Origin of the sequence: Loktanella salsilacus (genome assembly GCF_024206795.1) — a bacterium.
Taxonomy (GTDB): Bacteria; Pseudomonadota; Alphaproteobacteria; order Rhodobacterales; family Rhodobacteraceae; genus Loktanella; species Loktanella salsilacus.
Genome location: NZ_CP072994.1, coordinates 2,937,301 through 2,963,681, shown reverse-complemented (window position 1 = coordinate 2,963,681; position 26,381 = coordinate 2,937,301). Strand labels below are relative to the sequence as shown.

The window sequence follows — 26,381 nt, the reverse complement described above, 5'->3', positions numbered from 1 at the left end:
CCCAAAACTGGCCTACTAGGATATTAGTTGGCCGGTATCGGTTCAGTGTAGGGAAAACGTAATGGCAATTCTGGACGACAACCGACTTTTTCCGATAGAGCCGTCCGTCCGGGCGCAGGCGCGCGCGCTTTATGATGGCGTTTGCGACTTACCGATCATCAGCCCGCATGGTCACACCGACCCACGCTGGTTTGCTGAAAACGCTGGTTTTGCCAATCCGTCGGCTCTGTTCGTCACGCCTGATCACTACGTGTTCCGTATGCTGCATTCGCAGGGTGTACCCCTTAACGCGCTGGGTGTTCCGCGGGCCGATGGCACTGTTTCGGACGTTGACCCGCGCGACGTCTGGCAGCTTTTTGCGAGCCACTATCACTTGCTGCGTGGCACGCCGTCACGTCTGTGGCTCGATCACGCCTTTGCCTCGGTCTTTGATGTGCAAGAGCGCTTGTCGGCAAGCAACGCCGACGCGATTTATGATCAGATCGACGCCGCCTTGCAGACAGAGGCCTTTCGCCCGCGTGCCTTGTTTGAACGGTTTAATATCGAGGCGATTTCGACCACTGAATCCGCCATCGATGATCTGAAATGGCACCGCATGATCCGCGACAGCGGTTGGAGTGGGCGCGTTATCACCGCCTACCGCCCTGATGCTGTTATCGATCCGGAATTCGCGGGCTTCGCTGATAACGTTGCCCTGATGGGGCAAATGGCGGGCGAGGATACGGGCACTTGGACCGGGTATCTGGCCGCACACCGTAATCGCCGCGAATATTTCAAAAGCTTCGGCGCGACCTCGACCGATCACGGCCATCCGACCGCCCGCACAGAGGACCTGCCGCAGGACGTCGCAGCCACCCTGTTCGACAAAGCGCTGCAGGGCACCTGCACCGCAGAGGAAGCGGACGCCTTCCGTGGCCATATGCTGACGGAAATGGCGCGGATGTCGCTGGACGATGGCCTTGTGCTGCAAATCCACCCGGGATCCTTTCGCAATCATTCGGATCATGTCCTTGCCGGATTTGGCCGGGACAAAGGTTACGATATCCCCACGCGCACCGACTATGTCAGCGCATTAAAGCCGCTGCTAGATGCGGTCGGGCACCGGGCAGACCTGACCGTTATCCTGTTTACGCTGGACGAATCCGCATATGCCCGCGAACTTGCGCCATTGGCGGGCGTCTATCCGTGTCTGCGCCTTGGGCCGCCATGGTGGTTCCATGACAGCCCCGAAGGCATGATGCGGTTTCGCCAGATGACGACGGAAACTGCGGGTTTTTACAATACCGTCGGCTTTAACGACGACACCCGCGCCTTTTGCTCGATCCCGGCGCGCCACGACGTTGCCCGACGCGTGGATTGTGCCTTTCTGGCCAATCTGATTGCGACCGGCCGCCTTGACGCGGACGAGGCGCCAGAACTGGCGCATGATCTTGCCTACGGCCTCGCTAAACGCGCCTACCGGCTGTGACCCCCTTCATTCCTGACCTGAAAGACCCGACATGCTGAATACCCAGACCCGTTATGCCATTGATCCTGCCACCGCTAAAACGCTGGATACCGATCAACTGCGCGATCATTTCCACGTCGATGGCCTGTTCGCCGACGGTGAAATCAAACTGATCTACAGCCACTATGATCGTCTGATCCTTGGCTCTGCTGTGCCGGGTGCTGGCACCCTGACATTGGACAAGGTTGCAGAGACTGGCACCGCCACCTTTCTTGAACGGCGCGAGATGGCGGTCCTGAACGTCGGCGGCACAGGCACCGTTACTGCGGGCAGAAAGGTCTACACACTGGAAAAAGGCGAGGTCGTCTATATCGGCATGGGCGCGGGCCCGGTCGCATTCGCGGGTGCTGGACGTTTCTACATCCTGTCCGCTCCGGCGCACCGGACTTGCCCGACGCGGCTGATTAAGCTGTCCGACGCCCGCCGGGTCGAGATGGGATCGTCAGAGGCCGCGAATGAGCGGGTTATTTTGCAATTTCTGCACCCAGAGGTGGCTGAGTCCTGCCAATTGCTGATGGGCTACACCCAATTTGCCGAAGGGTCGGTTTGGAACACGATGCCAGCCCATACCCATGACCGCCGGATGGAGGCGTATCTTTACTTTGACATGCCATCCGACCGCCGCGTGTTTCACATCATGGGTGAACCCACGCAAACCCGTCACATCGTTATGGCGAACGAAGAGGCTGTGATCAGCCCGCCATGGTCGGTGCACGCGGGGGCCGGCACCGGCTCTTATACCTTCTGCTGGGCAATGGCCGGCGACAACGTCGATTTTACCGACATGGACATGGTCCCGATGGAGGCGCTGCGGTGAGCATGTTTTCACTGACGGGCAAGCGCGCGCTGGTCACGGGGGCCAACACCGGCATCGGACAGGCAATCGCCGTTGGTCTGGCGCAGGCGGGGGCAGAGGTGATCTGCGCTGGCAGGCGCGCTTGCGCTGAAACCGTGGCGATGATCACGGCCCAGGGTGGCACTGCGTCCAGCGTGCTGGTGGACTTTGCCGATCCTATGGCGGGGCAGGGGCTGTTCGGCGATCAGCCTGTCGATATTTTGGTCAACAACGCAGGCATCATCCGCCGTAACGACGCTGTGGATTTTACCGAAAGCGACTGGGACGCCGTCATGGACGTGAACCTGAAGGCTTTGTTTTTCACCACGCAGGCCTTTGCCAAGGCGGTGTTCGCCCGCGACGGGCAAGGCCGCGTCGTCAACATCGCTTCGCTTTTGTCGTTTCAGGGTGGCATCCGCGTTCCCAGCTATACCGCGTCAAAACATGGCGTCGCGGGGCTGACCAAGCTGCTGGCCAACGAATGGGCCGCGAAGGGGATCAATGTGAACGCCGTCGCGCCGGGGTATATTGAGACAAATAATACCGAAGCCTTGCGCGCGGACGAGGCCCGCAACGCCGCGATCCTAGATCGTATTCCCGCTGGCCGGTGGGGCGCAGCGTCTGACATCGCCGGCGCGGCGGTTTATCTGTGCACACCCGCCGCAAACTACGTCCACGGCGCAATTCTGAACGTTGATGGAGGCTGGCTTGCCCGCTAATCGCTTGATGCGCCCGCGTACACCGCGCCCCGCAACCGGTATCGTTCACCTTGGTCTTGGCGCATTCTTTCGCGCTTTCGGCTGCGTCTATGTCGCTGACGCGATGCAGGCAGCGGGCGGGGATTGGGGCATTGTCGGCGTCAGCCTGCGCAGCCCTGACACGCGCGACGCGCTAAAGCCGCAGGACTGGGCCTATACCTCTGTCACGCTAACGCCGGACGGGCCGCAGACGCGTGTGATTGACGTTTTAAATGACGTACTGGTCGCGCCAGAGGATCCGCAGGCTGTGCTGGACGCGATGTGCGATCCGGGCGTCCGGATCGTGTCCTTGACCGTGACCGAGAAGGGCTATTGCCACAATCCGGCTACGGGTGCGCTGAACATGGGGCATCCCGACATTCTGTATGATCTGACCCACAATCTACCGCGCTCTGCCCCGGGATATCTGGTGCGCGCATTGCAGCAGCGCCACGCGGCGGGCATCGCGCCCTTTACCGTACTGACCTGCGATAACCTGCCGCATAACGGCGCGCTGGTGCGCGGTGTGGTGCTGGACATGGCACGGCGCATTGATCCGGCCTTGGCGGATTGGATTGCTGAAAACGGACGCTTTCCGGCAACGATGGTGGACCGGATCACGCCCGCCACAACGGACGAGGATATCAAGACGGTCGAACAGCTGACTGGCTTTCACGATGCGGCCCCAGTTATGCACGAACCCTTTCGCCAGTGGGCGGTGCAGGATGACTTCGTGAACGGCGACCGCCCCGATCTGGCCGCCGCCGGTGCGCAACTGGTCGATGACGTCGCAGCCTTCGAGGATATGAAGCTGCGGATGTTGAACGGCACCCATTCCGCACTTGCCTACCTTGGCTATCTGGCGGGGCACGAGACGATTTCTGACACCGTCGCCGACCCTGCCTTTGCCGCCTACGTCCGGCACTGCTGGGAAGAGATCATGCCCGCCGTCGCCGCCCCGCCGGGTGTTGACCTGACAGACTACGCCGACGCGCTGTTCGATCGCTACGCCAATCCTGCCATCCGGCACCGGACGTGGCAGATCGCGATGGATGGCAGTCAAAAGCTGCCGCAGCGGCTGCTGGGTACGCTGCGGGCGAACTTGGATGCGGGCCGGGACAGTCCGGCTCTTTGCCTCGCTGTGGCGGGGTGGATGCGTTATGTCGCTGGCAAGGATGAGGCGGGTCAGCCCATCGATGTGCGTGATCCTCTGGCGGATCTGTTGCGCGATACCGCGACGGACAGCGCAACCGGCACAGTCGCGGCGCTGCTGTCGTTGGACCAAATCTTTCCCGCCGATCTGGCTGCGCAATTGGCTGCCCCAGTCTCTTTGGCTGCGGCAACGCTATGGGCAAAAGGCGCAAGCAGCGCTGTGCAAGAGGTGACGCAATGATCGAAAGCTGGCGTTGGTACGGTGATCTGGATGCGATCACCTTGGATGAGGTCGCGCAGACCGGCGCCTCTGGCATCGTGACATCCTTGCACGATATTCCATATGGCGAGGTTTGGGGGGCGCAGGCGATTGCCACCCGCAAGGCGCAGGTCACGCAGGCCGGGTTTGACTGGGTCGTCGTCGAAAGCCTGCCGATCCACGAAAACATCAAGCGCGGCACGGGTGATCTGCCAGCGCTGTTTGCCAATTACCGCCAGTCGATGGCCAATCTGGCAGCGCAGGGTGTCACCACGATCTGCTATAACTTCATGCCTTTGCTGGACTGGACCCGCACCGACTTGCACGCCCCTGTCAAAGGTGGTGGCACCTGCTTGCGGTTCGAAGCTGTCCGCATGGCGGCCTTCGAGGTGCATATGCTGGGCCGCACTGACGCCGAGGGCGATTACCCGCCCCAGGTTCTAGCCAAGGCCGCCGTATGGTTCCAACAAGCGAGCGAGGCAGAGCGCGGTGCACTTCTGGCGTCGATTATGGCCGGAATGCCCGGCGCTTTTGATCGCTATGACATCCCGGGCCTGCGTAATGCGCTGCAGGCCTACGCCGGGATCGACCGCGCGGCGTTGCGGGCGAATTACAAAAGGTTCTTGGACGAAATCATCCCTGCTGCAGCCGACCTTGGGATGCGCTTTTGCGTGCATCCCGATGATCCGCCGCGCGATATCCTAGGCCTGCCGCGCATTGTGTCGGATGAAGACGACATCGCTTGGATCATGGATGCGGTTGATGCGCCCGCTAATGGGCTGACGCTGTGCTCTGGCTCGCTTGGGGCCAATCCGGTGAATGATGTGCCTGCCATTGCTGCGCGATTTGCTGATCGCATCCACTTTGCCCATCTGCGCAACGTGGCCAAAGACCCCGACGGATCGTTCGAAGAAGCCGCGCATCTAGACGGCGATACAGACATGATCGCCTTGATCAAAGTGTTGCTGGACGAGGAAAAGCGCCGCCGCGCCGCGGGCCGCGCTGATCACGCGATCCCGTTTCGCCCCGATCATGGCCACCACATCCTGTCAGATCAAACGCGCAAGCTGATCCCCGGCTATCCATTAATCGGGCGGCTGCGCGGGCTGGCTGAATTGCGCGGCGCGATCCGCGCACTGGAACACGGAGCTGCCTAAAACCCAAACAGCGGGCCCCATCATAGGGCCCGCCATTCGGGGAGACATTGACCGACGGGCGCGGTTTGCGCCTAGTCGATTTGTGGATCATTCGCGACATAGGCCGTCAGTGTCGCGGTGGTGCCGACTTCGTTGATCAGCGACAACCAACGGCTGAAGGCGGTCACAAAGACGGCGTCGCGGGCAAGGTCGCCATAAATGCGGGTCTGATCCAGCCAGCTTTCCGGGCGTGTTTTTGCAGCTTTCGCTGCAGCCTGAAGCGCATCCCATGACGGATCGTTTGGCGCAATTTCGCTGCCGTCTTCGCGGGTGCCTTCGCACATGCGGGCCCACAGCGCCTCGACCAGGGCCAAGCCACAGACCGAGGTGCCAGCGGCCAGCGCATCACGGATGACAGGCAGGATAAATCCGGGGTGGCGCGATGATCCGTCAAAGGCGACGCGGCGGGTCGTGTCGCGGATTTGCGGATTGGCAAAGCGGCGGGCAACCAGGTCGACATAGGCCTCTGGCGTCATGCCGGGGACAGCGTGCACGTGGGGCACGATTTCCGTCAGCTCTACCTTGTGAAAGAAGGCGTTGATCGCCGCGTTTTCCATGCAGCCGTTGATGGTTTCCACGCCCAGAATTTCGCCTGCGTTGGCGATGATCTGGTGGCCTGCGTTCAAGCAGCGTAGCTTCATCGCCTCATAGGCGTGCACGTCATTGGTCAGTGTCGCGCCGACCTTTTCCCACGCCGGACGACCCGCGCAGAAGGCATCCTCGATCACCCATTGGCGAAAGTTTTCGTGGGTGACGGGGACGTTGTCGGCGACGCCAAGATCGCGAGCGAGGGCGAGCTCGGACGGACCTGTCGCCGGGACGATGCAATCGACCATAGCGTTGGGGAAGGTGCAGTGCGCGTCAATCCAGTCGGCCAGTGCCGCGTCCGACAAACGTGCAAGGCCAACGATGGTCTGGCGCAAGATGTCGCCGTTGCCCTGCAAGTTATCGCAGGATTGGCATGTAAAGGGGCCAGCATCCGCATCACGCCGCGCGCGCAAGGCGGCGATCATGGCACCAAAGGCGCTGCGCGGCGTGTCGGGGTTTGCTGCGTCATGCATCATGTCAGCATGAGCCGCGTCAAAGTCGCCGGTTCCGGTCTGGTAATACCCGCCTTCGGTCACGGTCAGGGCCACGATGCGAATGGCGGGCTGGGTCATCGCGGCGATCAGGGGGGCGTTGCCCTCTTGCACCGGGACGAAGTCGATCATGGACCCCGTGACTTCAGCCGATTTACCGGCCGGATCAAGTTCGATCAGCGTGGTCAGACAGTCCTGCGCCAGCATCTTGTCCCGCGCGGCCGCATCTGCCGGGCGCACGCCAGCGCCGATGATGGCCCAGTCATGCGCAAGACCTTGATCCATGAGCCGGTGCAGATACCACGCCTGATGGGCGCGGTGAAAATTGCCAAGGCCGATGTGTACGATACCGGGGGTCAGATCACTGCGCGCATAGGACGGCACGCGCACATCTGCTGGCAGGTCGGACAATGTGGAAAGGGACAAAGAGGTGGCCATGATAGCGCTTTCAAAGGGGGTCTTGGGGCGATGCGGTGGCGGTCAGCTCATCCACTGGCCGCCGTCGACATTGTAGGTCTGCGACACGATATAATCCGCGTCAGATGAGGCGAGGAACACAGCCATGCCGGTCAAATCAGCAGGCACAGCGAAGCGGCCAGCGGGGACAGATGCGGCGACTTCGGCTTTTTTCTGGCCCAATGGCTTGCCTTCTAGCTTGGCAAACATGGAATCGACGTGTTCCCAATGATCGCCGTCCACGACGCCGGGGGCGATGGCATTCACGTTGATGCCGTGTTCAATCAAGTTCAGTCCGGCGGACTGGGTCATCGAAATGACGGCAGCCTTGGTCGAGCAATAGACAAGCACCAAAGATTCGCCGCGGCGGCCAGCTTGGGACGCCATGTTGATAATCTTGCCGCCGTGACCCTGCGCGATCATTTGCTTTGCGGCCGCCTGCATCGTGAACAGGGTGCCTGCGACGTTCACGGCATAAAGCTTGTCAAAAGACGCGCGGGTGATGTCGACGGTCTGCGCTGCATCAAACAAGGCCGCGTTGTTGATCAGGATATCGAGCTTGCCCGACTTCGCCACCACCGCCGCAATGGCGGCGTCGATGCTGGCCTGATTGCTGACGTCCAGTTGGACGGCATAGGCCCCGTCGCCAAGCTCTGCAGCCGTCGCCTGCGCCGCTTCCATGTTGATGTCGGCGATCGCGACGGTCGCGCCTTCGGCCAGATAGGCTTCGGCGAACCCGCGGCCAATGCCGCGGGCTGATCCGGTGATCAATGCTGATTTCCCAGCTAAGCGCATCATGCGATCCGCAAGCCCTGCGCGTCAAAGCGGTGGATATGCTCTGCGCGCGGTTCCAGATGGATCGTATCGCCATGCCTTAAGCCGACTTCGCCGCCAGCGCGGACGGTCATCGGCTCTGACATCTCGGGGATGTGGACGTGGAAAAAGGTGTCCGAACCAAGGTGCTCTGCCACGCCAACACGGCCAGTAAAGGTGCCGCCGGATTCGACCACGTCAAGGTGTTCGGGGCGGATGCCGATGGTCGTGGCGTTATGCTTGTCAGCGATAGCGCCGGTCAGCAGGTTCATCTTGGGGCTGCCGATAAAGCCTGCAACGAAGGTGTTGCGCGGCGCTTTGTACAGTTCCAGCGGGCTGCCGACCTGTTCGATATTACCAGCGCGCAGCACGACAATTTTGTCGGCCATGGTCATGGCTTCAACTTGGTCGTGCGTCACATAAACCATCGTGGTTTTCAGGGTGCTGTGCAGCTCTGAAATCTCCATCCGCATGCCGACGCGCAGGGCCGCATCAAGGTTCGACAGCGGTTCGTCGAACAGGAATGCAGCAGGTTCACGTACGATGGCACGGCCGATGGCAACACGCTGGCGTTGACCGCCAGACAGCTGGCCGGGGCGACGATCAAGGTAGTCGGTCAGGTTCAGCGCCTCGGCTGCTTTCGCAATGCGGCGATCCTGTTCGGCCTGATCCATGCCCGCCATCTTCATCGGGAATGCAATGTTCTTGCGCACCGACATATGGGGATACAAAGCGTAGCTTTGGAACACCATCGCCAGACCGCGCTTGGCGGGGGGCAGGTCAGTGGCAGGCTTGCCGTCGATGCGGATTTCGCCGCCCGACACGTCCTCTAGCCCGGCAATCAAACGCAGCAGCGTGGATTTACCGCAGCCCGAGGGGCCGACGAAGACAACAAATTCGCCGTCTTCGATGGTCAGGTCCAGCGGCGGAATGACTTCAACTTCGCCGAACTTCTTTTGCACTTTATCAAGTGTAATGCGTCCCATGGGTCTTCTCCCTTATTTCACAGCGCCGAAGGTCAGGCCCCGGACAAGTTGTTTCTGGCTGAACCAGCCCATGATGAGGATCGGCGCGATGGCCATGATCGAAGCGGCAGAGAGTTTTGCGTAGAACAGACCCTCTGGTGCCGAGAAGCTAGAGATGAACTTGGTCAGCGGGGCTGCGTTCACCGTCGTTAGAATGATCGTCCAGAATGCCTCGTTCCAGGCAAGGATGATGTTCAGCAGGATGGTCGATGCGATCCCCGGCACGGCCATTGGCGTCAGCACATAGATGATCTCGTTCTTCAGGCCTGCACCGTCCATACGCGCGGCTTCCAAGATCTCGCCCGGAATTTCGCGGAAGTAAGTGTAAAGCATCCAGACGATGATCGGCAGGTTGATCAGCATCAGCACCACGATCAGCAGGATGCGGCTGTCCATCACACCAAAGTACTTGGCGATCAGCACCAGCGGGTAAAGCACACCCACGGCTGGCAGCATCTTGGTCGAGAGCATCCAGAGCAGGACATCCTTGGTTTTCTTGCCTGGCACAAAGGCCATAGCCCAAGCCGCAGGCACCGCGATGATGATACCCAGCAAGGTCGATCCGACGGCGATAATGATCGAGTTCATTAGGGCCAGCGGGTAGTTCGACCGCTCTAATACGTCAGAGTAGTTTTGCGTCGTCCAGTCAAAGAAGAACCAGACGGGCGGGTCGGAAATTGCCGTGGCCTCTGACTTGAAGCTGGTCAGAAACGTCCAGAGGATTGGAAAGAAGATTAGCAAGCCGATGCCCCAAGACAGGGCGGTCCACATGATCTTTTTGCGATTTGAAATAGCGCGTGCCATGGTCCGGTTCCCTTCAAGTATCGAGGTTCTTGCCGACGATGCGCATCAGGAAGATGGCAACAACGTTGGCAAGGATGACGGCGACGATTCCCCCGGCAGAGCCGAGACCGATGTTCTGGCTTTCGAGCACACGCTGATACACGAGGTAGGTCAGTGTGCGGGTGCCAAAGGCGCCGTTGGTGGTCACAAAGATTTCCGCAAAAATCGACAGCAGAAAGATCGTTTGGATCAGAATGACGACGGTGATCGCCCGGCTCAGGTGCGGCAGGATGATGTACCAAAAGCGGCTATACCCCGGTGCGCCGTCCATCTCTGCGGCTTCCAGCTGTTCGCTGGATAGCGACTGAACGGCGGTCAGCAGGATCAAGGTGGCAAAGGGCAGCCACTGCCACGCCACGATCACGACGATCGATAGCAGGGGTGATTGCGACAGAAAGTCGTAAGGCTGTGCACCAAAGAATTTCCACAGGTAGCTGAACAAACCGTTGTCGACGTTGAAGAACATGTTCTTCCACACCAGCGCAGACACGGTCGGCATGACAAAGAAGGGGGCGATCACAAGGATGCGTACGATCCCTTGGCCAAACATCGGCTGGTCTAGCAACAATGCCAGCGCAACGCCGCCGCCGATGGTAATCAGTAGGATGCCGGCCACCATTTGCAGTGTCACCATGACCGACGACAAGAACGACGACGAGGTCAGGAACGATGCGTAGTTGCCAAAGCCGATCCAAGCATCAAACGTGCCGCGCATCGGACGGTAGTCCGCAAACGAAAAGTATAGGGTCATACAAAGCGGGACTAACATCCACACCAGCAGCACAAAGACTGCAGGTGCGATCATAAGCCGCGCCGATGATTTTGAGTGTTCTGTCGCCATGACTGGCTCCTCCCGACAGTGAGCAGGGTCTTGCGCAGACCGCGCAAATGCGCCCTGCGGAAAAGCCTACAATGATAAGTTGAATTTTCAAAAGAAATCGGGGGCGAGCGAACCCGCCCCCGATCTAGGTAAAGCTGGGCTTAGTAGCCTGCAGCTTCCATTTCTTCGGTCACGATCGACTGTGCGTTGGCCAGCGCTTCGTCAGCGGTCTGGTTTCCAGCAAGCGCGTCAGAGAACTGCTGACCAGTCTGGGTTGCGATGCCCGAGAATTCTGGGATCGCGACGAACTGCACGCCAGTGTAAGGCACTTCTTGCACGGATGGGTTCGAAGGATCGGCAGAGTTGATGCTGTCCAGTGTCATCTGCGCGAAGGGCGCAGCGGCCAGATAGTCAGCATTTTCGTACAGCGATGTACGTGTGCCTGGGGGAACGTTGGCCCAACCTTCTTCACCAGCGACGAGCGCGGTGTAGGACTGACCGGTTGCCCAGCTGATGAAGTCCTTAGCAATGTCTTGCTTTTCAGAAGAAGCGGGGATCGCCAGCGACCAAGCCCACAGCCAGTTGCCGCGCTTGCCCAGACCGTTGTCGGGTGCCAGCGCGAAGCCAACCTTGTCAGCGACGGTGCTGTCAGCGCCGGTCACAAAGGATGCTGCCACGGTGGCGTCGATCCACATGCCGCACTTGCCCTGTTGGAACAGCGTCAAGTTTTCGTTGAAACCGTTGTTTGCTGCACCGGCGGGGCCGGATTCGTTCATCATGCCAAGGTAGAAGTCGATCGTCTCTTTCCACTCGGGGCTGTCGAACTGTGCTTTCCAGTCCATGTCGAACCAGCGTGCACCAAAGGAGTTGGACATGGCGGTCAAGAAGGCCATGTTCTCGCCCCAGCCAGCCTTGCCGCGTGCGCAGATGCCGTTGATGTCGGCGTCGCGGTCGGTCATTGCGGCAGCAGCTTCACGGATTTGGGTCCATGTTGGTGCGTCTGGCATTTCCAGACCGGCAGCTTCCATCAGGTCAGTGCGATACATGACCATCGAGGATTCGCCATAGAACGGTGCGGCGTACAATGTGCCGTCAACGGTCAGGCCGCCGCGGATTGCGGGCAGCAGGTCATCGGCGTTCCAGTCTTCTGCCATGCCTTCGTTCAGGGACACGAGCCAGTCGTTGTTGCCCCAGATCGGTGCTTCATAGGTGCCGATCGTCATCACGTCGTACTGGCCACCGCCGGTCGAGATGTCGGTCGTGACGTTCTGGCGCAGAACGTTTTCTTCCAGAACAACCCAGTTGATCGTGTTGCCAGTCGCTTCTTCCCACTGAGGGGACAGTTTTTGCATCCGCACCATGTCGCCGTTGTTCACGGTCGCGATGGTGATTTCTTCTGCCATTGCGGCAGATGCCAAGCCAGCGGCTAGGCCGAAGCCGACTGCGGTGGACATCAGGTTGCGCTTCAAAGTCATGAAAAGTTCCTCCCACGGATTTTTACATGCGTTAAATTTAACGAGCGATGCGACCTTGCGTCAATATAAAATTTCAAAATTAAACGCTGCAACGCAGCAATGTGTATCCGACTTAGGCGGATTCACGGATTTTAAGGATGCCATCCATAAGGCGAATGACCTGATTCTCCGAAATATTTTCGGCGCGTAACTTTTCCAGCAGGCGGTCCACGGCAGTCTGTCCAATGGCTGTAACATTCTGCGCCACAGTCGTCAGGGACGGTGTGGTGAAGGGGCAAAGCGGGTAATCGTCGTGTCCAGCGATTCGCAATCCGCCTTTGCGTTGGGCTCCTGGCTCTAATCCGTGCTGGGACGCGGCACGTAAGGCACCGATGGCGACGCGGTCATTGGCGCACAGGATTGACGACTCGATCAACTGGCCGCGTGCAAACATGTCGTCCAGAACCGCCAGGCCATGCGCCTCGAAATGGTCGTGTTCGTGGTAAAGGCGCGCGCCAACGATTTGCGGCTCGTGGCCCAATTCATGCATCTTTTCGATATAGGCGGCCTCGCGCTCTAGCGCGTTAAAGTTGACGCGCGGCATTGCCAAAAACACTGGGGGCGGGCCGACGCGGCACAGATATTCTGTAATAGCACCCGTGCTTTGCCGATGATCAGAGCCGATAAAATCCACGTCCCGTAGGGCTTTTGGGCGGGAGTCCATGAGGACGAAAGGCAGGCGCGCGTTCAGGCGGGCATAGATATCCATATCGCTGTTGTCGCCGAGCGGCGCAACGATTGCACCGTCGACATTCATGGATAGAAACGTCTCTGCCGCCCGCTTTTCAATCGCAGGATCAGCATGAGAGCATTGCGTGATGACCGTATACCCAGCGCGCAACGCTGCCGTCTCGATCGCCTCTAGTAATAGTGTAAAAAATAGGTCGTTTAGGTAGGGGATGATCACGCCGATCAAACCCGTCGTTTTGCGGTTCATGCGTGTGGCAAAGAAATTCGGTGTGTATTCAACCCTTTCCAGACCATCGACGATGCGCGCGACAGAGGATTTGCTAACCTTAGTCGGGTCCTGAAAGTAGCGTGACAGCGTTGGGCGAGAGACGCCAATTGCTTCGGCCAGCTCTTCCATGGTGTGAATTTTCGGCTTCGCCATTTTAAGCGGCTCCCTCAAGGTGCGTGGGAAGGTTAGACACTACGTCAAAAAATCAGGCAAGGTGTAGCTCCGTAATTTACACGCGTAAATAATTGTGCAATCGCGGGGTGATGTACTCTTACGCGATCGTGCAGTTTTGGTTGAAATGCCGGATATCGCAGCCTGCTGGCGTCGTTTTGGTAATCAAGCAGTGACCACTGCAGGCTGTGACGCGGCGGAATTGATGAAATTACACTTCGCCCTCGCTAGGTGGGCGGCAGTCAAACCTTGGAGTCCTGTGCAATGCCCCGCGTCCCTTTTAGCGTCACCCATAGCCTACCAATCGATGTCGCCGCACAGCGACTGCTTGCTGGCGTGCCAAAGCTTGAAAAGGCGATCCCTGGTGGCGGCAAGGTCGAGGCGACTCAGATTGGTGAGGACGGCATGCTGCTGCGCATCGGTGTGATGGGGCAGTCAATCACAGTTGATTCCATCCTGACGGCGGACGCCGTCGGCGGCACGGTCGAAATTCCGTTGGTGCTTGCCATGATGAAGGGCCAGATTTCCCAGATGGTCGAAGGTGCGATCACACGCATGCTGGCCGAAGACCCGCAAAAGCAGGCCGTCGATCAGCCCGCTTAGGGCTGATCGTACAGGTTTTAGGTGTCGGAGCGGGTCGCCCAGATCTTGTCTGCGGGCGGTTGCGGCAGGTCTTCGACATCGCGGCAGCGATGCAAGTGCACCTTGGCGATGAAGTTGGCCGTGATCGGCGCTGTCACAAACAGAAATGCCATGACAAGCATCTCGTGCAGGGACGGCATGCCGGTCGCAAAGCTGTAGACCATTGAGGCCAGTAACAGCGATCCGACGCCCAACGTGGCCGAAAGCGTCGGCGCATGCAGCCGGGACATCGCATCGGACAATTTAAGAAGCCCCAAAGAGCCTGCCAGCGTGAAAGATGCGCCAATCAATAGCAGGACGGACACCGCGATTTCTGCGTAAAGTGGCAAAGTCATTCGGTAATATCCCCCCGAAGCACAAAGCGGCACAGCGCCACGGTCGACACAAAGCCAAGCATGGCGATAATCATCGCGCTTTCAAAATACATTTGTGTGCCAAGGCTCATCCCCGCAAGGATGATCAGCGCAATCGCGTTAATGACCATCGTATCAAGCGCAAGGATGCGATCCCCGACATGCGGGCCGCGCAAAAGGCGCACCATGGCCAAGACTTGTGCAAGGCCCACAGTCCCGACAGCGATATAGAGCGCAGTTGCGATCATGGGAAAATCTCCTTCAGGCGCCGCTCGTAACGGGACTTGATGTCGTCGCGCACACCGTCCGGGTCTGGTGCATGCAGCGCGTGGACAAGCAAAGCCGTGCCATCGGCGCTTAGATCCGCGGACAAGGTGCCGGGCGTCAGTGTAATTGATCCGGCCAGCAGCGTGATCGCTTCTGGTTTTTTCAGGTCGAGCGGAATCACGATCCACGCCGGCTGCAAAGAGCTGTCAGGCTTAAACAGGATCTGCCACGCGACCTGCGCGTTGGATTTGATGATGTCATAGATCACGATCAGGCAATAAATGACCAGACGAAAGGGGCGCGCGACCGGGGGGCGGTCGGGCCAATAGGCGGCGGTGACGATGGGAATCAAGACGCCCAATATCGTTCCAAAAACGACCGTGCCAAGGGTGGCGCTGTTGTTGAGCAGACACCACACAGCAACAAGTATCACGGTCAGCAGAGGATGCGGAGCGAGGCGACGGGTCAGGCGTAGCGGCATATCAATGCCCCCCTTCGTCAGTTTGTTCGGTTGCATCATCAGCGTGATCGTCGCTGTAGGAATCGGATTTGATCACCTTCCCCGGCATCGACAGTACGGCCGAGATATAGGGCTCTGGCGCAAAGAGCTGCGCCGCAGTGGCGGACAGATTGCGCGTCACGGGCCCGGCAAAGATCGTCAGGGCGACAAGCAGCGCAATCAGACTACCAATGGCGACCATCGGCAAGGCGGGCTGCGGCGGGGATAGATCGGCGATGTTGGCCTCTTCATCCTCGCATTCGGCCGTATCGGCCTGCACCAAGGCAACCTGGTGCGAGCGCCAGAAAATCTGGCTGCCTGCGCGGCTAAACCCGACAACGGCAATCAGCGATCCAATCAGCACCGTGCCCCAGACCCACCACACCAGCGCAGAGTCCCGCGCCGCGTCGAGGATCAAAAGCTTGCCCACAAAGCCGGACAGCGGTGGCAGGCCCGTCATGCCAATCGCGGCGACAAAGAACATGCCAGCAACCAACGGGCCGCCCGCGACGGGCACCGCATCGTTCAGCCAAGCGCCGGCTTTGCCGCGACGATCACGCAGCACGTCAACCAGCAAAAACAGCGCCGCCGTCGCAAAGGTCGAGTGGATGGCATAGTACAGCGCGGCGACAATCCCGTCCGGCGTAAAGACGGCGACAGCGCTCAGTAGCATACCCATTGAGCCAATGACCGAAAACGCGACCAGCTTATCGATCCGGCGCGCGCCGAGCACACCGATCATCCCCAGCGCAAGCGTTAGCAACGCGGCGGGCATCAACCACGTGTCGAACAGCCCCTGCGTCAGCGCTAAATCAGGCGGAAAGACCAGCGTATAGATCCGGATAATGCCATAGGCACCGACCTTGGTCATGATGGCGAACAAGGCGGCGACGGGGGCAGGGGCCTCTGCATAGCTGGCGGGCAGCCAGAAGTGCAGCGGCAGAATGGCTGCCTTGACCGCAAAGACCAGCAGCAGCAGCACGGCGGCTACGCGAATGCCCGCATTGTCGGCCAAATCGAGCGTCGCCACACGCTCTGCCAGATCGGCCATGTTCAGTGTGCCAGTCTGGGCGTAGATCGTGCCAAGCGCGAACAGAAACAGGGTCGACCCCAGCAGGTTATACAGCACATATTGCGTGCCTGCGCGCAGCCTCTCCGTGCCGCCTGCGTGGACCATCAAGCCGTAGGATGCGATCAGCAGCACCTCGAAGAAGACAAACAGGTTGAACACGTCCCCGGTCAGGAACGCCCCCATGATCCCCATCAGCTGAAACTGATAGAGCGGGTGAAAATGCCGCCCCCGCGTGTCCCAGCCGCTGCCGATGGCATAAAGCAGGACCAGCGGTGCAAGGACAGCAGTGACCAGCACCATCAGCGTAGACAGGCGGTCCGCGACCAGCACGATGCCGAATGGTGCCTGCCAATGGCCCAGCTGATAAACGCTGATCGTCCCGTCAGAGGCCTGCCAGAACAGCCCGGCAGCGATACCCAGCAAAACGACAGTGCCTGCGACCGACAAGGTGCGCTGCAAAGAGATATGAAAGCGCGCGACCAGCACCAATATGGCGGCCAGCATGGCGGGCAGGACGACGGGGGCGATAATCCAATGGGTCATTCCACAGCCTCCCCGCGCAGAGTCTGCGGTGCTTGGGGGATATCCGCGTGCGGATCGGGCACATCGACCAGATCATCACCCGCGCTAAGGTACGACCCAAGCGCCATGATGACGACCACGGCAGTCATGCCGAATGAAATCACGATGGCAGTCAGCACCAGCGCTTGCGGCAGCGGGTCGGCGTAGACGTCCACGCCGTCACGCAGCACAGGCGGCGCGTTCACGGTCAGGCGGCCAGAGGCGAACAGAAACACGTTCACGGCATAGCTTAGCAGTGATGTGCCGATGATGACGGAAAACGTGCGCTGGCGTAGCACCATGTAAATTCCGGCGGCGGTTAGCACGCCGATGGCAGAGGCGATAAGCAGTTCCATAATCAGCCCTCCTCGGCCGTAGAGGTGCGGGACGGGTCGATGTCGATGGCGTATTCGCTGTCTTCTGTCCCGGCGCGGCGGCCAAGGCGGAAGAAGCTTTCCAGCAGCAGCATGACGGCACCGACGACGGACAGGAACACGCCAAGGTCAAAGCCCATGGCTGTGGCCAGTTCGAATTCTTGCATCGGCGGGATGCGGAAATAGCCGAAGGCAGATGTCAGGAACGGCTCACCTGCGAACCACGATCCGATGCCGGTCAGACCCGCGCAAAGCACGCCTGCGCCGATAATGCCGTGATAAGGATAGCGTTGCCGCTTTTCGGCCCAAGCAAAGCCAGAGGCCATGTACTGCATGACCACAGCGATCGCGACGACCAGACCCGCAACGAATCCGCCGCCGGGTTCATTATGGCCGCGCAGGAAGATATAGACGCCAACCATCAGCACGACGGGCATCATGACGCGGGTCAGCACGACCATCATCAGCGGGTGTGCGTCGCCAGCGCGGGCCTCTTCAAAGTCGCGGTTCAGCAGCTTGGCGCGGACGGGTCCGTTCAGCAGCGCCTCTGTCAGCGCGTAGATCACCAGCGCTGCAATACCGAGGACGATGATCTCGCCGAACGTATCATAGCCACGGAAATCCACGAGGATGACGTTCACTACGTTGTCGCCGCCGCCGCCCTTGTATGAATTCGCAAGGTGGTATTCGGAAATCGACGCCAGCGGGAAGCCGGACATTAGAATTGTCCAAACCAGCCCGGCCACCGCCGCGCCGCCGATCAGGGCGATCACCGCATCGCGTGTGCGGCGGATGGGGGTCGATTCCTTGGGGCTGCGGTTGGGCAAGAAGTTCAGTGCCAGCAGCAGTAGGATAATCGTCACCACCTCGACCGAGATTTGCGTCAGGGCAAGGTCAGGGGCAGAGAAGTAGTTGAAGCTGACCGAAACGATCAGGCCGATGATCCCCATCAGGATCAACACGGCCAAACGGTTGCGGTGATAGAAGACCAGGAAACAGGTCGCAGCAATCAGCATGCCCCACAGCATTGCTGCAATCGGCGTGACCTTCAGCATGTCGCGGGTGGCTCCGCCAGCGGTACCGGTGAACCACGCGTGGGTGCCGACGGCCACGACAGCCAGCGTGAAAATCGCAGCGTAGCGGGTAAAGCTACCGTCATGCAGCGTGCGGCTGAAGCGGCCAGCGCCGTTCGCCAGTGCCTTGATCAGGGCGTCAAAGATATCCTTCGCCTCTGGCCGGGGGGCAGATTCCCACATGCGCGATAGCGGGCTAAACAGCGCCAGCCAGATCAGGCCGCCAACGACGGCGATCATGGACATAAACAGCGCGGGTTTGAAGCCATGCCAAAGCGCGAGATGCTCCTCTGGCAGTTCGGCTACGCCGCCGACAACAGCCTCTGTCACTAAGCGGACAAAGGGCTCGGCAAGGAACGGTGCGACGCCAAGGGCGATCACGGGGATCATCAGCAGGGCAGGGGAAAACCACAGGCCCGCCTTTGGGTCGTGGGGATGGGCAGGATAGTCATCCCGCTCTGCGCCCAGGAACGTGTGAGAGATGAAGCGGAATGAGTAAGCCGCCGAAAACAGCGCGCCAATCGTAGCCACGATAGCGACGAGCAGAGGGCTGCCGAACAAGGTGGTGTGCACCGCCTCTTCCAGCATCATTTCCTTGGAAATAAAGCCGTTCAGCAGCGGAATGCCAGCCATCGACAAACCTGCCAGCGTTGCCAGCACAAAGGTCAGTGGCATGACGTGCCGTAGCCCGCCCAGTTTGCGCATGTCGCGGGTATGCACGCCGTGATCAACGATGCCCGCCACCATGAACAACGCGGCCTTAAAGCTGGCGTGGTTCAGGATATGAAAGACCGCCGCCATAGCGCCAAAGGTGGTCCCGGTGCCAAGCAGGAAGCAAATCAGGCCAAGATGAGAGACGGTCGAGAACGCGAGCAAAGCCTTGAGGTCATTTTTGAAAAAGGCGATGAATGCGCCAAGCACCATGGTGATCAGACCGACAGAGCAGACCAGCGTGACCCAGACATCGGTGCCCGACAGGACTGGCCACATGCGGGCCATCAGGAACAAGCCGGCTTTGACCATCGTGGCAGAGTGCAGATAAGCGGACACCGGGGTTGGCGCGCTCATCGCGTGGGGAAGCCAGAAGTGGAACGGGAACTGCGCGGATTTCGTGAAACAGCCGGTCAGGATCAGCAGCAAGGCCGGCAAATACAGCGGCGAGGCTTGGATCAACTCGCGGTTTTCTAAGATGACGGTCAGGTCATAGCTGCCGACAATCTGGCCAAGGATCAGCATGCCGCCGATCATCGCAAGCCCGCCCATGCCGGTGACGGTCAGGGCCATCCGTGCGCCTTGGCGCCCTGCAGGTAGATGTTTCCAAAAGCCGATCAGCAGGAAGGACGATAGCGACGTCAGTTCCCAGAATACCAGCAACATCAGGATGTTGTCGGATAGAACGATGCCGACCATCGCGCCTTGGAACAACAGCAAGTAGCTGAAAAACTCGCCCATATTGTCGTCGCGGGACAGATACCAGCGTGCGTAAATGATGATCAGCAAGCCGATCCCAAGGATCAGCGCCGCGAACATAAAGCCCAGCGGATCAAGGAACAGATTCAGGTTCAAACCCAGATCCGGCAGCCAGTCCAGACGGGCGGTTGCGACCTGTCCCCCTAGCACAGCGGGCAGGTGGGTCATCAAGCCAATGAAGGCCAGCGCACTTACCGTGAAGGTTGCGACAAAGCACGCCTGACGTCCGGCCCTGATAAACAGACCGGGTAGCAGTGCACCAAGGAAGGGCAGGGCGACGATGATAAACAATGACATGGCAATGTTATTGCCGAGGGTGCCGCGAACAGCCAGCCCTTTTCATGCAAAACCCACCGGTTTTCGTCAGTTTTCGCCCCCTCTGACGCGATTTTTATCTGCCGGCGGCACCGGCCAGATGCACAGCAACAGACTGCAAGATTTCAATAGCTTGCGGTGTGGCATCTGGCCACAGGTGCCACATATGGAAAAGGTCTGGCAGGATCATTGAAGTGACGGTCGCGCCTTGCTGTGCCGCATTGCGGGCAAGCAGCAGGGAATCGTCTAGCAGAACCTCGCGCGTTGTGGCGGTGACCAACAGGGGCGGCAGGCCGCTTAGGTCTGCATAAAGGGGGGATGCCGCTGGATCATCGTCCGGCAGGTGGCCAAGCGCCATGTCGCTAAGTCTGCGATCCTGCGCGTCGTCGTTCATCAGATCACGGGGCGTATTGCGGACCCGCGTAGTGCTTTGCCCGCTGCGGTCCGTATTGGGGGAAAGGACGGCAAGCTTGCCGATTAGCCCCCCGCGTTCCAAGGCGATGTTCAGTGCCAAGTGCCCGCCAGCACTATCGCCCACCAGATCGCAGGACCCGATCGCATCCACGACCGCCTTAGCTGCTGTCAATTGCGCGGGCCAAGGGTGTTCGGGGGCAAGCGGATAATCCGGCACGAACACGGCGCGGTCGGTCAGGCCCGCTAAAGCCTGCGCCGGCGCGGCTTGGCTGTCCGATCCACCAAAGACATAGCCGCCGCCGTGCAGCCAGACGATCGGCTTACCGCCCTGTCCGAACCAGCGTCCGGGGCAGCCGCCGACGTCTTGCTGCGGCGGCAGGTCGGGCACGGTCCCCGCCTGCGCAAGCGCCAGAAATGCCGCCCGCATATTCGCGGGCGACCCTTCCACCGGGGTATCCCGGATATGCTGTTCCAGCGCAACGCGGTCCATCAGACGTTGATCGACCCGACGGCCCCGCCGTCGATGCGCCAGTTCGAACCGGTGACAAAGGACGACAGCTCGCTGCACAAGAACACGATCACGGGGGCGACTTCCTCGACTTTGCCGCGGCGCTTCATCACCAGATAGGGGCGCTCTTCCTCAAGGAAGCTTTCGACGGCTTCGTCAAAGCTGCAGCCTTTTTCCTCTTTGCGCTTTTCCATCATGCCATCGGTCATTGGCGTTTCAATAAAGGCGGGCGCGATGCAGTTCACCAGCAGGCCTTTGTCCGAATGCGCCATCGCGATGCTTTTGGCATGGCTGAGCAGGGCAGATTTCGCGGAGTTGTAAACGGTTTCTTCGGGATAAGGCTGGGCCACGTTTTCCGACGTGACAAAGACGACGCGGCCCCAGCCGCGGTCGATCATGGGCGGGCACAGATGACGCGCCATGCGCACGCCCGACATAAAGTCGATGTTCAGCGCGTCTTCCCACGCTTCCTCGCTCATCGTCAGCGGATCGCCTTTGTCGCCGGTGACGCCAGCGGCATGAACCCAGATGTCGAAATCTGTGCCAGCCTTGGCGATAAAGTCATCAACGCCTGATTTGCTGGACAGATCGCCCGCGATGCATTCGATGCCGAACTCCTTGCGGAGAGGCTCTAGATCCTCGTCTTTCAGGTCGGTTGCGGTGACGGTGACGCCGGCTTCGATAAAGCGCTTAATCGTCTCGATGCCCATGCCGCCCGACCCGCCGGTAATCAATGCGCGTTTTCCTTTTATGCCAAGATCCATGACTTGCTCCAAATCAGTAAAGTTGCTGCCCAACGATCCGTGCCGCGCCCGGGTTCCATCATCACCATTGTGTCATGACCGGGGAACCGCTGTTCGGCCAAGGCGGTTGGTGCGGGAACCAACTGGCAGATATGACAGGATATTTATCATGACCGATGCACCGAAGATTCCGGGCCAACATCAGGATTCCATGCCCGCACATGAATACAAAATGGACCCAGCCCCCGATTTCATGCCGCGCCATCCGGGTGTGGGCAAACTCAAGGGTAAGGTGGCGCTGATCACCGGCGGTGACAGCGGCATCGGGCGCGCTGTGTCAGTCCTTTTCGCCCGTGAAGGTGCGAAGGTAGCGATCGCTTACTTCAACGAAGATCGCGACGCCGAAGAGACAAAGCGTCTGGTCGAAGCAGAGGGATCGCAGGCCCTGCTGATCCCCGGGGATCTGGCGATCAAGGATCACGCCACCGCTGCTGTAGAAAAGACAGTGGCAGAGTTTGGTCAGCTTGATATCTTGATCAATAACGCGGCGATGCAGTGGATCGACGAAGACCTGACAGAGCTGTCAGAGGAACGTCTGCGCCGCACGATGGACAGCAATGTCATGTCCTACTTCTTTTGTACGCAAGCCGCCCTGCCGCATCTGAAAAAAGGTGACTGCATCATCAACACGACCTCGGTCAACGCGTACAAAGGGAATGCGAGCTTGATTTCCTATTCCACCACACGCGGCGCATCGCTGGCGTTCAGCCGGTCGATGTCGGCCAATTTGGTTGAAAAAGGCATTCGGGTGAACGCCGTGGCCCCCGGGCCGATTTGGACGCCTTTCATCCCCGGCTCTATGCCCGCTGATATGGTCGAAGACTTCGGATCGGACGTGCCGATGGGCCGCGCCGGGCAGCCTTGGGAAGTGGCCACCGCGTTTCTGTTCCTTGCATCCAGCGATGGCAGCTATTTCACAGGTCAGACCCTGCATCCGAATGGAGGCATGATCGTTGGAGCATAATAAAACCCCGGCAATCTATCAGATTTACCCGCGTTCGTTTCAGGATTCCAACGGCAGCGGGACCGGCGATTTGCCGGGAATTACGCGGCGGTTGGATCAGATTGCAGACCTTGGTGTGGATGCGATTTGGCTGTCGCCAATCTATGTGTCGCCCATGATCGACGGTGGCTATGACATCGTCGATCATCGTCACATAGACCCTATGTTTGGCACTTTGGACGATTTTGACGCTATGGTCGCCAAAGCGCATCACCTTGGGTTGCAGGTTTATCTGGACCAAGTGCTGAACCACACCAGCGACCAAAGCCCTTGGTTCCAAGATGCGATTGCGGGGGACGAGGGCAAGGCCGACCATTACCTGTGGCGCGATCCCAAGCCCGATGGCAGCCCGCCCAACAATTGGCTGTCGCAGTTCGGGCTGCCCGCATGGCACTGGAACCATCAGCGGCGACAATATTACTACAGCCAGTTTTTGCCACAGCAGCCTTGCCTGAACCTGCGCTGCCCCGGCGTGCAAGATGCAATTGCGACCCAGATGCGCAGCTGGCGGGATCGCGGCGTTGACGGGTTCCGTTTTGACGTGGTCACGGCGTTCCTGTGGGACGAAGTGATGAAGGATAACCCCCCCGCCCGGCCAGAGGTGCAGGACAAAGTAGCAGGCGAGAATTTCAACCCCTACACCTATCAGGACCATGTCTATGACATGCTGCCCGGTGATGGTGCCGCCTATGCGGAAAACCTGCGCAAATGGGCGGGCGATGACGCCTATCTGTTTGGGGAAAACACGTCAGGCAATCAGTCGATTGAGCTGGCGATGGCCTTTACCCAGCCGGGGCGGCTGGATGCGGTTTATACCACCGATTTGCCTGAAGGACGCGGTAGCCCTGCAACCATTGTAGATATGGTGAACCGAAGTGACACCCTGCACCGCATTGCGGGTTGGCTGTCGAGCCATGATCAACCGCGCCACTCGCGCGGGGACGCCTCTGATCTGGTGCTGGCGTTGCAGATGGCGTTCCTGCCCGGCCCTTGGATCATCTATCAAGGCGAGGATTTGTCATTGCCGCAGCCCAAGCTGGCCAAAGGCGATGTGACCGATCCGCTTGACTTGCTGTACTGGCCCGATGGACCGGGGCGTGAAGACGCGCGGGTGCCTGTGCCATGGACGGCGGATCGCACCGATCACCACGGGTTTACGTCTGGAATGCCATGGCTGCCGATGGCGTGGAATTGCGACATCGTCCAGCGCGGATTGGACGTGGTTCGGCCATTCTATCGCGAGGTGATCGGCCTGCGCCGCAACCACGATTGGGCTGGCGCGCAAGTGATCGCATGCGAGGCGGATGGTGATGTGCTGGACATGACGATCCAAACTCAAACAGATCAGCGCTTTCGCGGTCTGTTCAGTCACGGCGCTGGGCAGCCAGGCAATTGCCCTGATACAGAGCCGCTTTTCCGCGCCGATCCTGCCGATGCGCAGGGCTGGTTTGGCGCGATTTGGCAGGTTTAGGGACGTGCCCCGCCGTTAGGCGGGGCCGCCTTGGGTCAAGACAAGGACGCTTTGCCATGGGGCCTCAATGGTCCCCGACACCGTCAACTGCGCCGCTGGATCGCTGGCGGATGTGTCCAGTTGTTGCGCCCAGTCGCCTTCTGGCAAAGCGAACTCTGCCGCATCGCCCGCGTTCAGGATCAACAACACGTCCGCGCCGCCTGACATCACGACCCGTTTGGCAAAAATGCGCAGGCCGCCGTCGTGCCAGTCGTCCTCGCTCATCTCGCGTCCCTCGGCGTGCAGCCAGCGGATCGCTTTGCCGTCCGATAGCTCTGCGTTGCCAAAGCTGGTGTCGATGAACCCGTCAAGTTTCTGGCGCAGCGCAAGGGCGGCCGTGGCGGAGGCAATCAGCGTCTGGTCCGCGTTATCCCAATCGAGCCAGGTCAGATCGGTGTCTTGGCAATAGGCGTTGTTATTGCCCTGCTGCGTCTGGCCGAACTCATCCCCCGCAAGGATCATCGGCACGCCTTGGCTTAGCGCGACAGTGGCCAGCATGGCCTTCACCCGCCGCTTGCGTGCCTCAAGGATCGCGGGATCGTCGGTCGGCCCCTCCGTCCCAAGGTTGTCGCTGATGTTATTGTCATGCCCGTCGCGACCATCTTCGCCATTCGCGTCGTTGTGCTTATCGTCATAGGCGGTCGTGTCCCACAGGGTGAAACCGTCATGGGCCGCGACAAAGTTGACCGACGACGTTGCGGGCCGGTTATCGTGGTTGAACTGGACAGGCGATCCTGACAAACGCTCGCTCATCGGGGCGATCATGCTGTCATCGCGTCGCCAGAAGGCGCGGATATCGTCGCGCGACTTGTCATTCCATTCGCGGAACGGCCAGACAAAACCCCCGACCTGATAGCCGCCGTGGCCGATGTCCCAAGGCTCTGCGATTAGTTTGACAGCAGACAGCACCGGGTCCTGCCGGATCGTCGCAAAGAAGTTGCCGCTGCGGTCGAACCCGTCCGCCTCCCGCGCGAGGGTCGAGGCAAGGTCGAAGCGGAAGCCGTCGACATGCATCACCTCGACCCAATAGCGCAGCGAATCCATGACCATGCGCAGCACCATGGGATGCTGCACGTTCAATGTGTTGCCCGTGCCCGTGGTGTCATAGACGTGGCGTTTATCATCGCCGGTCATGTAATAGGTCGCGTTGTCGATGCCGCGAAACGACAGGGTCGGCCCCATCTCGTTGCCTTCGCAGGTGTGGTTATAGACGACGTCTAGGATCACCTCGATCCCGGCGGCGTGGAAGCGGTCGATCGCCTCTTTCACCTCGCGGATATCCCAGCTTTTCAGATAGCCTTGGTGCGGGGCAAAGAAGGACAGGGTATTGTAGCCCCAATAGTTCGAGAGGCCTTTTTCGATCAGATAGTTGTCGTTCGCAAAGGCATGGATCGGCAGCAGCTCAATCGCGGTCACGCCAAGCTTTGTCAGATGCTCGATCACCGGATCGGACGACAGCGCGGCAAAAGTGCCGCGATCCGCCTGCACGACGCCGGGGTGCTTCATCGTCAGGCCTTTGACATGCGCCTCGTAGATGACGGTTTTGTCCCAGCGGGTGCGCAGGGCATCGTTGCGGTCCCACTGGTAATCGTCACCGGTGACAACGCCTTTTGGCATAAACTGCGCAGAGTCGCGGTCGTCAAAGGTCAGATCGTCTTCGCCGACTTGATAGCCAAACAAGGAATCATCCCAGACCAGCTTGCCCATCAACGCGCGGGCGTAGGGGTCAAGCAGCAGCTTGTTTGGATTAAACCGGTCGCCATTTTCTGGATCGTAGGGGCCATGCACACGGTAGCCATAACGCTGGCCGATTTTCAGGCCGGGCACAAAGCCGTGCCAAACGCCGCCTTCCATATCGGGCAGGGCGACGCGGGCCGTCTCGTTCTGGCCGGATTCGTCGTATAAACACAGCTCAACCTTTTCGGCGGCGTTGGAAAAGAGGGCGAAGTTGACGCCATCGTCGCGCGCCTCGGTGCCCATTTTATCGGGCCGGGCCAAAGAAGTATCGAAGGTCACGTTGGCCGACGGATTGGTCGTCATTCTGTGTCATCCTATATGCGCCGCGCGGTCTGCAGTTGTCGCGGCAGGTGGCATCGGGCGATTGTCGCGCGCGCCTTAATCGTGGATCAACGCCGATCTGCAAAACCTGTTC

24 protein-coding genes are annotated in these 26,381 nt (G+C 59.7%); 8 read left to right on the top strand and 16 right to left on the bottom strand.

Annotated features, from left to right (window positions below):
• The first annotated feature begins 61 nt into the window (after nt 1–61).
• From uxaC to uxuA, 5 genes are read left to right on the top strand one after another with little or no spacing between them, the layout of a single operon-like run.
• The gene (gene uxaC / locus KBW81_RS14265) at nt 62–1,468 is read left to right on the top strand and encodes a glucuronate isomerase (RefSeq protein WP_254247622.1); all 1,407 of its coding nucleotides are present in this window, start codon (nt 62–64) and stop codon (nt 1,466–1,468) included.
• Nucleotides 1,469–1,499: 31 nt separating this feature from the next.
• On the top strand, nt 1,500–2,324 hold the full coding sequence (kduI, locus tag KBW81_RS14260; protein ID WP_254247621.1) for a 5-dehydro-4-deoxy-D-glucuronate isomerase: 825 nt from the start codon (nt 1,500–1,502) through the stop codon (nt 2,322–2,324).
• The gene (kduD, locus tag KBW81_RS14255; RefSeq protein ID WP_302059239.1) at nt 2,321–3,061 is read left to right on the top strand and encodes a 2-dehydro-3-deoxy-D-gluconate 5-dehydrogenase KduD; all 741 of its coding nucleotides are present in this window, start codon (nt 2,321–2,323) and stop codon (nt 3,059–3,061) included. Before kduI ends, kduD begins: the two co-directional genes overlap by 4 nt.
• Nucleotides 3,039–4,472 (top strand): mannitol dehydrogenase family protein, encoded by a 1,434-nt coding sequence (locus KBW81_RS14250; RefSeq protein WP_254247620.1) that lies wholly within the window; start codon nt 3,039–3,041, stop codon nt 4,470–4,472. Before kduD ends, KBW81_RS14250 begins: the two co-directional genes overlap by 23 nt.
• Nucleotides 4,469–5,647 carry a mannonate dehydratase gene (gene uxuA, locus KBW81_RS14245; RefSeq protein ID WP_090186499.1) on the top strand — a complete coding sequence of 393 codons (1,179 nt, stop codon included), beginning with the start codon at nt 4,469–4,471 and terminating at the stop codon, nt 5,645–5,647. Before KBW81_RS14250 ends, uxuA begins: the two co-directional genes overlap by 4 nt.
• A 71-nt stretch (nt 5,648–5,718) precedes the next feature.
• Here uxuA and KBW81_RS14240 read toward each other — a convergent pair whose 3' ends face one another.
• The 7 genes from KBW81_RS14240 to KBW81_RS14210 form a co-directional block, all read right to left on the bottom strand.
• Nucleotides 5,719–7,203 carry a mannitol dehydrogenase family protein gene (locus KBW81_RS14240; protein ID WP_254247619.1) on the bottom strand — a complete coding sequence of 495 codons (1,485 nt, stop codon included), beginning with the start codon at nt 7,201–7,203 and terminating at the stop codon, nt 5,719–5,721.
• A gap of 42 nt (nt 7,204–7,245) precedes the next feature.
• Complete coding sequence (locus KBW81_RS14235) at nt 7,246–8,016, bottom strand: L-iditol 2-dehydrogenase (protein WP_254249073.1); 771 nt, start codon at nt 8,014–8,016, stop codon at nt 7,246–7,248.
• Entirely contained in the window at nt 8,016–9,020 is a 1,005-nt protein-coding gene (locus KBW81_RS14230; protein ID WP_090186509.1) for an ABC transporter ATP-binding protein, read from the bottom strand. Before KBW81_RS14230 ends, KBW81_RS14235 begins: the two co-directional genes overlap by 1 nt.
• Before the next feature lie 12 nt (nt 9,021–9,032).
• Complete coding sequence (locus KBW81_RS14225) at nt 9,033–9,863, bottom strand: carbohydrate ABC transporter permease (RefSeq protein ID WP_090186512.1); 831 nt, start codon at nt 9,861–9,863, stop codon at nt 9,033–9,035.
• A gap of 13 nt (nt 9,864–9,876) precedes the next feature.
• On the bottom strand, nt 9,877–10,743 hold the full coding sequence (locus tag KBW81_RS14220; protein ID WP_090186515.1) for a carbohydrate ABC transporter permease: 867 nt from the start codon (nt 10,741–10,743) through the stop codon (nt 9,877–9,879).
• Between the two features lie 140 nt (nt 10,744–10,883).
• Nucleotides 10,884–12,197 (bottom strand): ABC transporter substrate-binding protein, encoded by a 1,314-nt coding sequence (locus KBW81_RS14215; protein WP_090186517.1) that lies wholly within the window; start codon nt 12,195–12,197, stop codon nt 10,884–10,886.
• Between the two features lie 112 nt (nt 12,198–12,309).
• Nucleotides 12,310–13,347, bottom strand: a complete 1,038-nt coding sequence (locus KBW81_RS14210) for a LacI family DNA-binding transcriptional regulator (protein WP_254247618.1) — start codon at nt 13,345–13,347, stop codon at nt 12,310–12,312.
• Nucleotides 13,348–13,629: 282 nt separating this feature from the next.
• On the opposite strand from KBW81_RS14210, the gene KBW81_RS14205 reads away from it, so the two are divergent.
• Nucleotides 13,630–13,968, top strand: coding sequence for a polyhydroxyalkanoic acid system family protein (locus tag KBW81_RS14205; RefSeq protein WP_254247617.1), 339 nt, complete (start codon nt 13,630–13,632; stop codon nt 13,966–13,968).
• Between the two features lie 17 nt (nt 13,969–13,985).
• Here KBW81_RS14205 and KBW81_RS14200 read toward each other — a convergent pair whose 3' ends face one another.
• The 8 genes from KBW81_RS14200 to KBW81_RS14165 form a co-directional block, all read right to left on the bottom strand.
• Nucleotides 13,986–14,342, bottom strand: coding sequence for a Na+/H+ antiporter subunit G (locus tag KBW81_RS14200; protein ID WP_090186521.1), 357 nt, complete (start codon nt 14,340–14,342; stop codon nt 13,986–13,988).
• Complete coding sequence (locus KBW81_RS14195) at nt 14,339–14,608, bottom strand: K+/H+ antiporter subunit F (RefSeq protein WP_090186524.1); 270 nt, start codon at nt 14,606–14,608, stop codon at nt 14,339–14,341. Before KBW81_RS14195 ends, KBW81_RS14200 begins: the two co-directional genes overlap by 4 nt.
• Nucleotides 14,605–15,147, bottom strand: a complete 543-nt coding sequence (locus KBW81_RS14190) for a Na+/H+ antiporter subunit E (RefSeq protein ID WP_411914369.1) — start codon at nt 15,145–15,147, stop codon at nt 14,605–14,607. The genes KBW81_RS14195 and KBW81_RS14190 overlap by 4 nt, the downstream gene beginning before the upstream one ends.
• On the bottom strand, nt 15,110–16,741 hold the full coding sequence (locus KBW81_RS14185) for a monovalent cation/H+ antiporter subunit D (RefSeq protein WP_254247616.1): 1,632 nt from the start codon (nt 16,739–16,741) through the stop codon (nt 15,110–15,112). Before KBW81_RS14185 ends, KBW81_RS14190 begins: the two co-directional genes overlap by 38 nt.
• Nucleotides 16,738–17,115 carry a Na+/H+ antiporter subunit C gene (locus KBW81_RS14180; protein ID WP_090186533.1) on the bottom strand — a complete coding sequence of 126 codons (378 nt, stop codon included), beginning with the start codon at nt 17,113–17,115 and terminating at the stop codon, nt 16,738–16,740. The genes KBW81_RS14185 and KBW81_RS14180 overlap by 4 nt, the downstream gene beginning before the upstream one ends.
• Before the next feature lie 2 nt (nt 17,116–17,117).
• Nucleotides 17,118–19,973 (bottom strand): monovalent cation/H+ antiporter subunit A, encoded by a 2,856-nt coding sequence (locus KBW81_RS14175; protein WP_254247615.1) that lies wholly within the window; start codon nt 19,971–19,973, stop codon nt 17,118–17,120.
• Between the two features lie 94 nt (nt 19,974–20,067).
• Nucleotides 20,068–20,895 carry an alpha/beta hydrolase fold domain-containing protein gene (locus KBW81_RS14170; RefSeq protein ID WP_254247614.1) on the bottom strand — a complete coding sequence of 276 codons (828 nt, stop codon included), beginning with the start codon at nt 20,893–20,895 and terminating at the stop codon, nt 20,068–20,070.
• On the bottom strand, nt 20,895–21,647 hold the full coding sequence (locus KBW81_RS14165; protein ID WP_254247613.1) for an SDR family NAD(P)-dependent oxidoreductase: 753 nt from the start codon (nt 21,645–21,647) through the stop codon (nt 20,895–20,897). The genes KBW81_RS14170 and KBW81_RS14165 overlap by 1 nt, the downstream gene beginning before the upstream one ends.
• A 178-nt stretch (nt 21,648–21,825) precedes the next feature.
• Between KBW81_RS14165 and KBW81_RS14160 the strand changes: the two genes are divergently transcribed.
• Both KBW81_RS14160 and KBW81_RS14155 read left to right on the top strand, forming a co-directional pair.
• Nucleotides 21,826–22,680 (top strand): SDR family oxidoreductase, encoded by an 855-nt coding sequence (locus tag KBW81_RS14160; protein WP_254247612.1) that lies wholly within the window; start codon nt 21,826–21,828, stop codon nt 22,678–22,680.
• A complete protein-coding gene (locus tag KBW81_RS14155; RefSeq protein ID WP_254247611.1) occupies nt 22,670–24,190 on the top strand; it encodes an alpha-amylase family glycosyl hydrolase in 1,521 nt (506 codons plus the stop codon). The genes KBW81_RS14160 and KBW81_RS14155 overlap by 11 nt, the downstream gene beginning before the upstream one ends.
• 15 nt (nt 24,191–24,205) lie before the next feature.
• On the opposite strand, the gene glgX is transcribed toward KBW81_RS14155, so the two are convergent.
• On the bottom strand, nt 24,206–26,269 hold the full coding sequence (glgX, locus tag KBW81_RS14150) for a glycogen debranching protein GlgX (RefSeq protein WP_254247610.1): 2,064 nt from the start codon (nt 26,267–26,269) through the stop codon (nt 24,206–24,208).
• Nucleotides 26,270–26,381: the final 112 nt, after the last annotated feature.